Source organism: Paenibacillus polymyxa M1, from assembly GCF_000237325.1.
GTDB classification, from domain to species: domain Bacteria; phylum Bacillota; class Bacilli; order Paenibacillales; family Paenibacillaceae; genus Paenibacillus; species Paenibacillus polymyxa_C.
Map to the genome: position 1 here is coordinate 662,865 of NC_017542.1, position 12,963 is coordinate 675,827.

Here is a 12,963-nt window from a genome sequence, read left to right on the forward strand (position 1 = left end):
CAAAGTTCAGTTACAATGAGGGAACGGAAAAGTCACTGCAAGTCATGTATCAATTGCAATATTGGAGGAGATACCAGCATGAAACGACATATACAACAGACGCGCACATCTCAGCGATGGACCAAAGCGCTCATTCCGGGGCTGATCTTGCCAGGGCTATTGCTGGCAGCTTGCCAGCAAGGAGGATCAGGTGGACAGGAAAGTGAGCCATTAAAATCATCCACAACGGTACAGGAGAATGTACAGCCTTCCACCCAGACGGATGCGGGGAATGGCAGTACTAGCGCTGGACAAGCCTCTGCGGATACAGGAAGTGGACAGGCTGATCCTGTGATGGCGTTGCGAAGCCAAAGTGCACTGCAGGCCACAGTTAAGGAAGAGGATGGAACTGCGGTTGTCACCAATGCGACTTCGGATACAGTCGTGGTGAACAAAAAGCGCAGCTTGCCTGTGGGCTACGTCCCGGATGATCTGGTAGAGCCGCAGGTGCCTTTTTCCTTTGAGGGACCGCATGAGAAGCGGCATTTGCGTAAGGAAGCGGCAGAGGCACTGGAGAAGCTGTTCGACGGTGCGAAAAAGGACGGCATTGAGCTGCGTGCGGTATCGGGATACCGTTCCTATAAGCGTCAGGTGTCTATTTTCGACAACAATGTAAAGACAAAGGGGCAGGAATATGCCTCTAAAGTCAGCGCTGTACCAGGTACGAGTGAGCATCAGACGGGATTGTCCATTGACGTATCCAGCCCCAGCGTAGGCAATGTGCTGGAGCAATCGTTCGGAGCTTCCAAGGAAGGTCAATGGCTGGAACAACATGCACCGGAATACGGATTTATTATTCGTTATATGCAGGGTAAGGAAGATGTGACCGGCTATGTGTACGAGCCTTGGCATATCCGTTATGTGGGAGTAGACATTGCAGAGGATGTAGCCAAGCAAGGGTTGACGCTGGAGGAATATTTCGACGAAAACAATATCAAGCTATAGGCGCTACAACCAAGCCGTAATCCTGGGGATTGCGGCTTTTTGTCGTATTTTTCTTCCAAATTGAACCTTTTCAAGGTAGAATCTCGTATAGTGAACGACGACAGAAGCTTGAATTTATAGTAAACCTCATGACAGAAGCGTACAGGAAGGGAAGGGAATCATCATTTATTATTCATTAACGTATCGCGAATGGTCAGAAGACACTCAAAAGGAACTGCGCAGCCTGACACGGGAATCCGTATCGGGAGATGAGCTGTTTCTGCGCAAGCTTGTAGACGCAACGCGTCTCCATGACAAACTATGGGCGCATACCTCGAATGAAAGTGAGGAGCATACGGATCATTCCGTCTATGTGACCGAATTTACAGGGGAACGTGCACAGCCTTACGGCGCGTCGATCACGGACCTCGTGCTAGCCAGTGAAGGAGGCTATACGTCCACGTTCAGCGCATTGTACTGGGTATGGCATGAGCCTGCGTTCCGTAGCATGGATCAGCGGGAAGGCTCGGTATTTACCTTAGACCTAGCCCAACGGCTATTGGATCACTATACGGTATTGGGTGGCAAAACATACGAATTTATATATTCGGTATTGGACCCTCAGTTGAAAAAGGTGCATTTGTTTGTGAAGGAGGTCGATCTGTGATGGAGCATTCTTGGGAAACCATGAAATCCAAGCCCGGCTCTCGTGCACGGATGGCGGCCTTTGCCCTGATGTTGGCTGTCCCGGCCGCTCTGACGGGTTGCGGTGACGACGAGTATTATGACTGCGACGAGCTCCCTGTATCAGAGCAAACGGCCTGTCGGGATTCAGGCAGCAGCGGGTATTATTATGGCGGATCGACCTATTATAGTGGAGGCTCCTCATATCATAGCAGCCGTTCTTCCTCCAGCTCTTATCGCAAAAGCTCGTCCTCATCTTCCAGTTCACACAGTGGTTTTGGCAGCAGTGGCTCACGCAGCGGCTTTTTTTCTGGGGGTTAAAATGAGCATGCGTACGATTCGGCAATTACCTTATGAACATGACGAGCTTTTTAAGGGTGAAATCAGCCATATGATTCCGTATCATCGCATGTACGGCAAGTCCTACTGCGTGCCGGCCTTAACGGTGTATCGGGAAAGCGAGCTGGCAGAGCTTCAGGCTGCTTCTGAGGCGGTACATCGTATTTATCGCAAGGTTCAGCAATTTATCCAGCGCTATATGCCGGATGAATATCTGGTAGAGCGTTTGGGGATTCATCCAGGCTTGCTGCGTGCTGCACGGATGGAAGCCGCGCCGGATGGGATCACCCGTCAGGACTGGATTGTGGGGGAAGCGGGGATCAAGTGCATTGAGAATAACACCGATACCCCGACCGGGATTCCCGAGGTGGCTTATCTCGAAGGAAAGCTGTTGGAAGTGCTGCGTTGTGAGGGAATGTCAAGGGATGACATTGATTTACATGGACCCTCATCAGGAATGGATGAGGCGATTCAGTCTGCCTTGACGGAGCTCATTCATTTTTATAGTCGTAAGGGTTTGGGGACAAAGGTGTATTTCACTTGCTATGAATGGCATATCGAGGATCAGACGAATACCAAATATATCATGCGTTTATGTGAACAAGCCGGGTTTGAAGTGGTTTATGCGCCATTGGAAGAACTGGAAATTATCCCGAATGAAGGATTGTATCACCGTGGAGAGCAGATTCACATCCTCTATCGCCTGTATCCGCTGGAGTATCTGATTGAAGATCGGGAAGAGGACACAGGGCTTGAGGTGGGGCAGGCGTTAATGGATATGGTGGCAGACGGAAAAATAGGACTAATCAATCCGCCGCAGCATATCATTACGCAGAGCAAAGGGTTCACCGCAACCGTATGGTCGCTGTACGAGCGCAATGAACAGACACCAGCGTTCTGCGGTTTTCGTTTGTTTGACGAACGGGAGCTGGAGGTGATACAAACCTACCTGCTACCTACATATTTTGAGCCATCCGTGTTTCTGCAAAATAAAGAGCCTTATGTCGCCAAAGGCATATGGGGCCGAGAGGGTAAAGGCACGCATTTGATTGAGCAGCCTGAACCCGAGAAGAGACTGGAAGGTGTCTTGGGAGTGGCCCAAAATGCGAAGGCTGACCAGCCTGATCTGCATCATCAAGCTGATGCTCCACTAACACCTGAACAGGAGGAAGCCGCACATATTGCCGCTTATTACGAGGAACAGCCTAAGATTTATCAGCGGCTGTGGCCCATGCAGAGCGCAGAGGTGCAGACCGAGGAAGGGCTATTTCACGGCTATGTACTGACAGGCATATTCGTGATCGGGGGGCGTTTTGCGGGGGTTCTGCCGCGAATCGGTGAAAAGGTAACAGGCGATATGGCCTACTATTGCGCTGCCGCCGTTGCCAACGAACCTTCTAATCCACCCGCTGTATAAGCTGAATTGTGAAATGTAAAATATTCGAACAGATCTGTTCCTATTCACAAGTATCATAAGGAGGAAAAAAATTGGACTCTCATATCAGTTTGGGCAACGCATTGGGCAATGTAGGTATCGGCCTGCTTATCTTGTTTGCCATCTTAATCATAGGTTATTTTGTGTTCAGCTTGCTGACACGTTATAACGATAATCAGGAAATCGCACGCGGCAATGAAGCGGCAGGCATCTATATGGGGGCAAAGCTGCTAGGTCTGTGTATCATCGTGGGAATGGTATCGTATAGCAGCCATTCATGGCTCGATATGCTGACCTGGTCGGCCGTGGGCATTGTAGTGCTGTGTCTGGTGTATGTGATTTTTGATCTGGTGACACCGCGCACCAAGGTGTGCGAGGAAATTGCCAAAGGCAATGTAGCTCTGGCACAGCTGTTGCGCTCAATCATCATCGGGGTATCTTTTGTCGTAGGTACATTTTTGATGTAGTCGATGTAGTCGATATAAAGAAGAAGCATAAAGGATCTGCAAAACCGGACAACGGAGCTGCAGATCCTTTTTTTATGGGGAATTGTATTCACTGTCTGCTATCTCTCTGTGGAAGTAAAACTTACGACGATCACTTCTGATGGGGACTATTCTACAAAGGTACGGGTGATACTGCATAGCAAAAAGGAATGTGCTCCAGATATCAAACCAAATTGTAGAGAAGGGAATTCTGAACATATGAGTACCTCTACCTCCCCAACCCTACCCATTCGGATGGGTATCATCGGCTTGGGTCTGATCGCTGAATATCACATCAGATCATTACACAGCATGTCGGGGGTATCGATTGTGGCCGTTAGTGATGTAAATGCGAACCGCCTTCAAGCCATCGGAGAGCAATTGCAACTGCCTGCCTCCAAGCGGTACTCCCATTATGAAGCATTGATCCGTGACCCAGAGGTAGATGCGATTCTGTCGCTGACACCCAATGATGTGCATTTTGACATTATTCGTATTGCGCTGGAAGAACACAAAGCTGTACTGGCAGAGAAACCATTGACACTCACGTGGTCGGAGGCAGGTCAGTTGAAAAAGCTGTATACCGCGAATCCGGTGCCTTTGCTGGTTCACTACAAGCATCGCTACGGCGCGGCCTTCCAATATACCAAGCAACTGCTGGATGAGCACAAGCTGGGCAAAATCTATAATATTCAATTTCGTTATCTAATGGATGCATTTTCACCGTATCGTCAGCATCCGTATACATGGCGACACAATTTAGCCAAGGCCGGCTCTGGAGTAGTAGGGGATACGGCCTCACATATTATTGATCTGGCCCGTTTTCTGATTGGTGAATTTAAAAGCGTCGCGGCGCTGCTACATATCATTACACCTGAGCGGCCCGATCCGGTCACGGGTCTGCCTGTAAAAGTGGATGTGGAAGATCTCGCCGCCTTTCATGGCATCATTGGCGATAATACCGTGGGTACCTTCATCACTCACAAAAATGCCATCGGCAAACGTCACGATATCGAAGTGGATATCTACGGCGAGCTCGGTACACTGCACGCTAGTCTCAATAATCGGGAAAGTATTCGCATCGTGCTGCGTGACCTGGAACACCCGGATGCCGAATACGAGACTTGGGCTGTTCCTGCCATCTATAATCATACAGCCGATGGCGATTTTGTTAAGCTGGCAAGGGGGGAGTTCGTGGACCGAGCCCCATTGTTCGATGACGGATACAACAATCAGTGGGTACTTGAGAAAATACTGCAATCCTGGAGAGAGAACGGACGCTTAGTAGAAGTGTAAGGAGATAGTATAGTAATCTTTTTATAAATTAGCCTGTTTGGCATCCTGAAGGCTCTATCTCTTTTCTTGCTGCGTTCTTGCCCGTTTTGTCCCAATCAGCCTCCAGCCTGTTAACAATGCCGACACAAGACAGATGGAGGCAGACGTCATAAAGACTACATGCATTCCTTCCAGAAAAATTTCAGGGTGACCCGGAACCAATCCGGTGACTCGATAACCAGCCTCTTTACTCATAACATTAAAGAGAATGGTTGTGGCCAGCGTGATCCCTACAACCATCCCGACGTTGCGCACCAGTGAATTAACACTTCCGGCTGAGCCAAGCTGTGTACGGGGTACCTTGGACATAATCAGCGAATTGTTCGGCGATTGGAATAAACCACTGCCAATACCCAGCATGGCAATCCACAGACCGACGAGCGGGATGGAGCTACCTGCATGCAGTTCCGCTAATCCAATTTGGGCAACGACCATAACGACCAGCCCGGCGAAGGTGAGTAGTTCAGACCCGATTTTATCGGAAAGCGCACCGCTGAGCGGGGCCACAATAACCATAGAGATGGGGAACAACATCAGCAGAAATCCGGCATAAAAGGGCGACAAGTTCAGCATATTCTGTGCATAGAAAGGCGAAATGATGTTAAAGCAGAAGTTAGCGACAAACACCAGAAAAGCACACAAAATACTGAGCGAAAACAACGGATTTTTGAATAGAGCGAGCTGTAACAGCGGCTGTGGACGACGCAATTCCAACCAAATGAATATGGCAAAAGCAACTACAGCCACCACCAGCGAAGCAATAATACGTGGGTCTCCATACCCGACCTGCTGTCCCAGTAACAATCCGACGAACAAGGTGAGAATGAAAATGGCAAACACCAGGCTACCTGGAACGTCGATCTTATCCTTCACCTTGATCAGATCCTTAGGCAGAAGCCTCCAGCCCAGAAAGACAGCGATCAGGCCTATCGGTACATTGACCCAGAAAATGTATTGCCAACCCAGCGAGGAGACAATAATACCGCCCAAGCTCGGCCCGGCGATACTACCCAAAGAAACGAAGGTTCCGATGAGGCCAAGCGCTTTGCCCCGTTCAGTAGACGGGAAGATATCTGTTACGATCCCTTGGCTGTTCGCCATGGTCATGGATGCTCCAATTGCCTGAATGATGCGCGAAATCAGCAATAGGGAGAGTGAAGAGCTAAGACCGCACAATAGGGAGCCAAGAATGAATATGATCGTGCCGATTTTGAATATTTTGATTTTACCGACCATATCCCCTAGCTTGCCAAAAAATAAAATAGCGGTACATATCGCCATTAAATAGGCGGTTGTCACCCATTCAATCTGTGCCACAGGTAAATGTAACGTGCGGGACAGCACAGGAAGAGCGATATTAACAATGCTTCCATCCAGGGTGGACATAAACGTAAACAGATTTAAAACAATTAAAATCATCCAACGTTTCTTCTGAACTTCGATATTCTCTTGATAGGTTGCAGCAGTTGTAGCAGTTGTAGTAGTTGAACTCATTATTAACACCTCTTTATCGTTGACAGTCCCTCTTTAGTTGCGTGCGCAACTAAATGAACGGTTCTAGTGTACAGCAAATTAGTTGCGTGCGCAACAATAGTATTGTAAACTTTGTTTTGGTCCCAGCTGGGGATTGCCATTTTCAAGCCAATGAGGTGAATTTGATGAGAAAAAAACCGATTGGAAAGCTAATTTCCCACCTGTACCGTCGAAATCAAAAAATACTGTCCAAAAAACTGGCTCCTTACGGAATCGGCAGTGGGGGACAACACAGTTTCTTAAAGCTTATTTTGCAGCGACCGGGCATTACACAGGAGCAACTGACGAATGAACTTAAATTTGACAAGGCAACCACAGCCCGCTCTGTAAAACAATTAGAGGAATCAGGCTACATTGAACGTAAAACGGACCCGAATGATCGTCGTTCTCAACTTGTATCTCCTACGGCCAAGGCGTTAGAGTTCGCTCCTGTCCTACAAGCAATACTGGACGAGCTCAATGCCGGTCTTGTCCACAATTTATCCGAAGAGGAAGAGGACCTTCTGATCGACTTACTGCAAAAGATTAGTATAGATCCTGACGAATAAATAAAGCAGGAGTTAGCATAGAGGATCGGCGGGTAAAAGAAAAAGGAAAAAAGAAATAAGCAGCCACCACGGAGAATACTCTGTGGTGGCTGCCAGCCCCGCTATATGGCATTCGCAATTCAGTCCAAGCTAATCCCTTCGAACGCATTCATGACTAATTGTCGTACATAGGCATCGTCTAATGGATAACCGGTTACCAGCAATCGATAAAAAACCGGCCCATAAATGAGATCGATACATAATTCAACATCGAGATGCTCCTTCAATTCCCCACGCTCTATTCCCCGCTCAATAAGATGCCGGGCTTCAAGTCGCCGTGGATGAAAATACCGGGTTCGGTATGCCTCTGACAACCCTGCATCAAGTTGCCCTTCGCCAATTAACTCCGTAATAATTTTACCTTCTCGACTGATTAGAAACCGTACTAAATTCGTAGCATGAATGAGAATATCGTCTAGTACACGACCCGTGTCGGGTACAGGTAATCTTGCCATGGTAGCTGACAGGAAGCCATCCATGACTACGGCAGCTTTGTTAGGCCACCATTTATAAATGGTGGCTTTGCTCACTTTCGCTCGCTCCGCAATTTTTTCTACTGTTACCGCTCCAAAGCCTTGCTCCAACAGTAGATCATAGGAGGCGGCAAGGATAGATTTTTGCGACTCGACATTACGCGGACGTCCTCTTTTACTCTGCACTGGAATGCTCACCTTCTTACATAGATATAAGAAAACATTAAAATAAACTATACGTTCAGTATATCAAATATCAGGTAAGAATAAAAAGTTGAATTTACCTATTTACAAAACGAAACGTTCAGTATATTATTTGATTATCGAATTAAAGAACTATACGTTCAGTATTTAAATTATTGAGGAGGATTATCATGCAAAGAGAACAACAAGCCGTAGAAGGTAACCGTATTTCAAATTGGATGATGTTTCTGTTGGCAGCGGCATGCGGCCTTATTGTTGCCAACCTTTACTATGCTCAAACCCTGGTAGGACCTATTCATGTAGCGATGGACCTTTCTTCCACAACAGCGGGCTTCATTGTCACTTTAACTCAAATCGGTTATGTTGTGGGCCTGCTGTTTATCGTACCCATTAGCGACATTATTGAAAATCGACGGCTCATGGTCGTATCGCTCATCATTACAGTCTGTGCATTGCTCGTTGCTGCCTTCGCCCCCAATGCCACGTTGTTCCTGACCGCATCCTTGTTCATTGGAGTTGGATCTGTAGTAGCCCAAATACTGGTACCGTATGCTACCTATTTAGCATCCGAAGAGCAGCGCGGCCGGGTTGTCGGGAATGTCATGAGCGGACTCTTGCTAGGGATTATGTTCGCACGTCCATTGGCAAGCTTCATAACCAGCATCTGGGGCTGGCAAGCCGTATTTATTATGTCAGCCATTGTTTTGACGTTGTTGACGATTCTTCTCTCGCGGGCTCTTCCAGAGCGCAAGCCTGTACCTACAGTATCTTACAGTAAACTGATTCTCTCGCTAGGTACTCTTTTCAAACAAACGCCCGCATTGCGCCGCCGTGCCTTATATCAAGCCTGCTTATTTGGTGCCTTCAGCCTGTTTTGGACGGTTGTTCCTCTACGCTTGGCGGATGATTTCGGCATGTCTCAGCAAGGGATTGCACTGTTTGCTCTAGTAGGTGTAGGGGGCGCAATAGCAGCTCCGATTGCCGGGAGATTGGCTGATAAAGGTTGGAGCAAAGGTTTAACCGGGCTAGCTATGGTCATTGCCGCCTTGTCCTTTTTGGTCATCTATATTTTCCAAAGTCATTCGACGGCTGCGCTCATCCTTCTCTTTGTTTCAGCGATTACACTGGATATGGCTGTATCAGGAAACCTTGTGCTTGGGCAACGCGTTATTTACTCCTTGGGAAGTGAAGCGAGAGGGCGTCTGAACGGATTATTCATGTCTATCTTTTTCATAGGTGGAGCGATTGGATCATCATTAGGTGGTTGGTCTTATGCGTTGGGTGGTTGGAATTTCAGCGCTCTGATTGGAGTCATTTTGCCTGTGCTGGCTTTACTCTACTATTTCACTGAGAAAGAAACTGGTGGAGACGTACGAAAGAAACAAATCGGGTAAAGATCAGCTTTAAGCTATGCCGTACGTAAAAGCATCATCATTAAAATGGCTGTTCCCAAGAGAAAACAAAGGGGCGAATAGAGCACAGTATCCCATTTTGCAAAAACCGTTCCTTTTTTTCTCTTGAAGAACCCTACCCATTTGAAATCTCCTATAGATCGTAAAATAAATAAACATGACAACAAGCCTGCACCGTAGAAATAGAAGAAATGGAAAAACTGAATTGGTACGACTCTCCCTAACTCCAAAACGAACCAAGCGGCTAAGGCTAGTAAAATGGCAACAATCGACGTCCCTATTTTGGAGGGTTTAAAAAGCAAATCCGTTCCCGTGCTTGGGATCGCTGCCTTAGCACCTTTTTGTCCGCCGAATACCCAATATAAGTGCATACCGCTCAGTACAAATAGAATTCCGCCAACTGCCCATGTAAGTAACTCCAACATCTGATATCCCCCTTAATTTGAAATCCACTCTGTCCAAATCATATGAATATGCTGCTGGATCGCTTCTTCACTTAACGTCTCTTGCTTGAGACGTTCATACCAACCCAAATAGTAATGGTACAACATCCATGACCTCTGAGAGGCTTTCTCTGGCTGCATTCCCTTCTGGACTAAAAGCTCTTTCATAAACTCCATTCGCATCTGTTCGACTTCATTGAGCAAGGAACGGTAACTATCATCCTTCAATGACAGCTTGCGCAGATAAAACAGAAAATCTCCCCGTTTCGTCTTGCCGAACATCTGGGTTAGCACCTCTCTAATCCGCTCATCTGCGGTCGCATGGGTGATGGACGCGGTCATCACCTGTTGTGTCGTCTGTGCCTTCCATGTCTCTACAATTTGTCTAATATAGCTGCTGCGATTGGTAAAATACCAATAAAAACTGCTCTTACTGCACCCTAAAGCAGTAGCCATTTTTTCAACAATGAGTTGATCAATTCCGCCCTGTTCAAAACGTTCCATTCCTTTTTGAATCCATTGTTCTTCTGTGACAATGATCTTAGGTATCTCTTTCGCCTTCTTTCTGTACGGTATCGTCTAGATGAGAAATATTCTACAGTGTTTTTAATAGGGTGTAAATATAGGCCTATTCGTCTTCATAGCCGGATGATAAATAAGACAGAAACTTACATAAACGTCCACTTGAAATACCTGCGAATTTGATCTATAATGCTGTAGCATATAGTAATATTCAAGGCATTGACCAAAGACATGATTTCCTTGAAGGGCCGTTCAGAGAGAAAAGACGAGGCTGAGAGCTTTTCCGGCAACCGCATGTGAAGTTACCCCTTTGTAGCCGTGACGTTGAACGTGTAACTGTGCAAGCTGGCAGTGACATCAGTAAGCGCCCACCGATTTATCCCCGTTAACGGATACCAATGGAGGGCCACGCAGGTCGTGCATGAGCATGTTTGGATGAACATGAATGTATGTACAGTAGCGGGCCGAACTAGGGTGGAACCACGAGCTGAACGCACTCGTCCCTTGAGGGAGAGAGGCGTTTTTTTGCGTTCAATTTTGATATAGCACACAATTTGAAATGGAGGCTTTAATCGTGAGTATTCAAGTGAAATTGCCGGATGGAGCCGTACGTGAGTACGAGCAGGGCGTAACAATCGCCGACGTGGCGGGTTCGATCAGCTCCGGGCTGAAAAAGAACGCAGTAGCAGGTAAAGTGAACGGGAAGGCTGTAGATCTGAACACCGTTTTGGATGAGAACGTTGACCTTGAGATCATTACGCTGGACGGTGCTGACGGTCTGGAAATTTATCGTCACAGTACAGCGCATTTGCTCGCTCAGGCGCTCAAACGCATTTACGGCGAGAAGAACGTGAAGCTGGGTATTGGTCCAGTTATCGACAGCGGGTTCTACTATGACATTGATATCGAAAACCCACTGTCCGTTGACGATCTGGCGAAGATCGAAAAGGAAATGGCGAAGATCACGCAGGAAAATCTGCCGATTACACGTCGTGTGGTTAGCCGTGAGGAAGCAACTCGTATTTTTGGTGAAATGGAAGATCCATTGAAGCTGGAACTGATCCGTGATTTGCCAGAAGAAGCGGAAATTACAATTTATGATCAAGGCGAATTTTTTGACCTGTGTCGTGGCCCGCATCTGCCGTCCACTGGCCGTATCAAGGCTTTCAAATTGTTAAGTGTAGCGGGTGCATACTGGAGAGGCGATTCCAACAACAAGATGCTGCAACGTATCTACGGAACAGCATTCCCTAAAAAAGCACAACTGGATGAGCATTTGCACTTGCTGGAGGAAGCAAAAAAACGCGACCATCGCAAGCTGGGTAAAGAGCTGGAGCTGTTCATGTTCTCCGAAGAAGCACCTGGTATGCCGTTCTACCTGCCTAAAGGTATGGTTGTGCGTACTGCGTTGGAAGATTATTCCCGTGACATTCAACGTCTGCATGGCTATGAGGAAGTACGTACACCGCTGATGATGAACAACCGTCTGTGGGAACAATCGGGACACTATGAGCATTACAAGGAAAACATGTACTTCTCCGAAGTAGATGAAACTACTTTTGCTTTGAAACCGATGAACTGCCCAGGGCATATGCTTGTATTTAAAAATGAACTTCATTCTTACCGCGATCTGCCGATTCGTATATCCGAATTTGGACAAGTGCATCGTCATGAGCTGTCCGGCGCGCTGAACGGTATGATGCGTGTTCGTACATTCTGTCAGGATGATGCGCATATTTTCGTTACACCAGGTCAGATTGAAAAAGAGATTACGGACGTAATCAAGCTGATTAACGAAATGTATAGTGTGTTTGGCTTTGACTTTACAGTGGAACTGTCCACACGCCCAGATGACTTTATGGGCGAGCCAGCGCTGTGGGATCAAGCGGAACAAGCTCTGCAAAACGTGCTGGATCACCTGGGCATCAACTACCGTATTAATGCGGGAGATGGAGCATTTTACGGTCCGAAAATTGACTTCCACATTCTCGATGCGCTCAAACGCAGCTGGCAGTGCGGAACGATCCAGTTGGACTTCCAAATGCCTGAAAAATTCGACCTCACTTATGTGGGCGAGGACAACCAGAAGCACCGTCCGGTCGTTATTCACCGTGCCATCTACGGTTCAATTGACCGCTTCATGGGCATCCTGACTGAGCATTTTACAGGTGCATTCCCATTGTGGTTGGCTCCTGTTCATGCGAAGCTATTGCCTGTATCCGAGAACTATATCGAGACTGCCAATGAGGTGCAGGAAGCGTTGCTGAAAGCGGGTCTACGCGTCGAAGTGGATACTCGGAATGAGAAGCTTGGTTATAAAATCCGTGAAGCGCAATTGGAGAAGGTTCCATACATGTTCGTTATCGGGGAAAATGAAAAAACAACCGGTACTGTAGCCGTGCGCAAACGGGGCGAAGGCGATCTGGGGTCATTCAGCATTGCGGACATCGTTGAGAAAATCAGCACAGAGATTCATGAGAAGCAGTAATATTTGATTTGATTGAAAAAAAGTGTAAAAGAGCCGTCAAAACCATGATCATAGTGGTGT

13 protein-coding genes are annotated in these 12,963 nt (G+C 47.3%); 9 read left to right on the forward strand and 4 right to left on the reverse strand.

All coding sequences use genetic code 11. The features are described from left to right. Positions 1 to 78 precede the first annotated feature (78 nt). The 6 genes from PPM_RS02940 (at position 79) to PPM_RS02965 (ending at position 5,202) form a co-directional block, all read left to right on the forward strand. Positions 79 to 984 (forward strand): M15 family metallopeptidase, encoded by a 906-nt coding sequence (locus PPM_RS02940; protein ID WP_013369192.1) that lies wholly within the window; start codon positions 79 to 81, stop codon positions 982 to 984. 352 nt (positions 985 to 1,336) lie between these two features. Then, complete coding sequence (locus PPM_RS02945) at positions 1,337 to 1,630, forward strand: hypothetical protein (RefSeq protein ID WP_013369193.1); 294 nt, start codon at positions 1,337 to 1,339, stop codon at positions 1,628 to 1,630. Beyond that, positions 1,630 to 1,968 carry a hypothetical protein gene (locus tag PPM_RS02950; protein WP_013369194.1) on the forward strand — a complete coding sequence of 113 codons (339 nt, stop codon included), beginning with the start codon at positions 1,630 to 1,632 and terminating at the stop codon, positions 1,966 to 1,968. The genes PPM_RS02945 and PPM_RS02950 overlap by 1 nt, the downstream gene beginning before the upstream one ends. Position 1,969: 1 nt before the next feature. After that, positions 1,970 to 3,403, forward strand: a complete 1,434-nt coding sequence (locus PPM_RS02955; RefSeq protein ID WP_013369195.1) for a glutathionylspermidine synthase family protein — start codon at positions 1,970 to 1,972, stop codon at positions 3,401 to 3,403. Positions 3,404 to 3,474: 71 nt separating this feature from the next. Next, positions 3,475 to 3,888, forward strand: a complete 414-nt coding sequence (locus tag PPM_RS02960; RefSeq protein ID WP_013369196.1) for a DUF350 domain-containing protein — start codon at positions 3,475 to 3,477, stop codon at positions 3,886 to 3,888. A gap of 237 nt (positions 3,889 to 4,125) precedes the next feature. Continuing rightward, positions 4,126 to 5,202 carry a Gfo/Idh/MocA family protein gene (locus PPM_RS02965; protein WP_013369198.1) on the forward strand — a complete coding sequence of 359 codons (1,077 nt, stop codon included), beginning with the start codon at positions 4,126 to 4,128 and terminating at the stop codon, positions 5,200 to 5,202. Positions 5,203 to 5,256: 54 nt separating this feature from the next. Here the strand turns inward: PPM_RS02965 and PPM_RS02970 are convergent, their stop codons facing one another. Continuing rightward, positions 5,257 to 6,735, reverse strand: coding sequence for an MFS transporter (locus PPM_RS02970; protein WP_013369199.1), 1,479 nt, complete (start codon positions 6,733 to 6,735; stop codon positions 5,257 to 5,259). A 164-nt stretch (positions 6,736 to 6,899) separates the two neighbouring features. Between PPM_RS02970 and PPM_RS02975 the strand changes: the two genes are divergently transcribed. After that, positions 6,900 to 7,322 (forward strand): MarR family winged helix-turn-helix transcriptional regulator, encoded by a 423-nt coding sequence (locus tag PPM_RS02975; protein ID WP_013369200.1) that lies wholly within the window; start codon positions 6,900 to 6,902, stop codon positions 7,320 to 7,322. A 119-nt stretch (positions 7,323 to 7,441) separates the two neighbouring features. Here the strand turns inward: PPM_RS02975 and PPM_RS02980 are convergent, their stop codons facing one another. Continuing rightward, positions 7,442 to 8,020: a TetR/AcrR family transcriptional regulator gene (locus PPM_RS02980; protein ID WP_013369201.1), complete on the reverse strand. Its 579-nt coding sequence runs from the start codon at positions 8,018 to 8,020 to the stop codon at positions 7,442 to 7,444. Positions 8,021 to 8,208: 188 nt separating this feature from the next. Here PPM_RS02980 and PPM_RS02985 point away from each other — a divergent pair, with 188 nt between their 5' ends. Next, positions 8,209 to 9,432 carry an MFS transporter gene (locus tag PPM_RS02985; protein ID WP_013369202.1) on the forward strand — a complete coding sequence of 408 codons (1,224 nt, stop codon included), beginning with the start codon at positions 8,209 to 8,211 and terminating at the stop codon, positions 9,430 to 9,432. A gap of 14 nt (positions 9,433 to 9,446) precedes the next feature. Here PPM_RS02985 and PPM_RS02990 read toward each other — a convergent pair whose 3' ends face one another. Further along, positions 9,447 to 9,875, reverse strand: coding sequence for a DUF3995 domain-containing protein (locus PPM_RS02990; protein WP_013369203.1), 429 nt, complete (start codon positions 9,873 to 9,875; stop codon positions 9,447 to 9,449). A gap of 12 nt (positions 9,876 to 9,887) precedes the next feature. Beyond that, positions 9,888 to 10,397 (reverse strand): TetR/AcrR family transcriptional regulator, encoded by a 510-nt coding sequence (locus tag PPM_RS02995; RefSeq protein WP_013369204.1) that lies wholly within the window; start codon positions 10,395 to 10,397, stop codon positions 9,888 to 9,890. Positions 10,398 to 10,989: 592 nt separating this feature from the next. Here PPM_RS02995 and thrS point away from each other — a divergent pair. Then, a complete protein-coding gene (thrS, locus tag PPM_RS03000) occupies positions 10,990 to 12,903 on the forward strand; it encodes a threonine--tRNA ligase (protein WP_013369206.1) in 1,914 nt (637 codons plus the stop codon). Positions 12,904 to 12,963 lie beyond the last annotated feature (60 nt).

Coding starts and splice junctions, on each gene's coding strand:
- PPM_RS02940 (WP_013369192.1), top strand. CDS start 79: ATGAAACGACATATACAACAGACGCGCACATCTCAGCGATGGACCAAA.
- PPM_RS02950 (WP_013369194.1), top strand. CDS start 1,630: ATGGAGCATTCTTGGGAAACCATGAAATCCAAGCCCGGCTCTCGTGCA.
- PPM_RS02955 (WP_013369195.1), top strand. CDS start 1,970: ATGAGCATGCGTACGATTCGGCAATTACCTTATGAACATGACGAGCTT.
- PPM_RS02965 (WP_013369198.1), top strand. CDS start 4,126: ATGAGTACCTCTACCTCCCCAACCCTACCCATTCGGATGGGTATCATC.
- PPM_RS02970 (WP_013369199.1), bottom strand. CDS start 6,735: ATGAGTTCAACTACTACAACTGCTACAACTGCTGCAACCTATCAAGAG.
- PPM_RS02975 (WP_013369200.1), top strand. CDS start 6,900: ATGAGAAAAAAACCGATTGGAAAGCTAATTTCCCACCTGTACCGTCGA.
- PPM_RS02985 (WP_013369202.1), top strand. CDS start 8,209: ATGCAAAGAGAACAACAAGCCGTAGAAGGTAACCGTATTTCAAATTGG.
- PPM_RS02990 (WP_013369203.1), bottom strand. CDS start 9,875: ATGTTGGAGTTACTTACATGGGCAGTTGGCGGAATTCTATTTGTACTG.
- PPM_RS02995 (WP_013369204.1), bottom strand. CDS start 10,397: ATGGAACGTTTTGAACAGGGCGGAATTGATCAACTCATTGTTGAAAAA.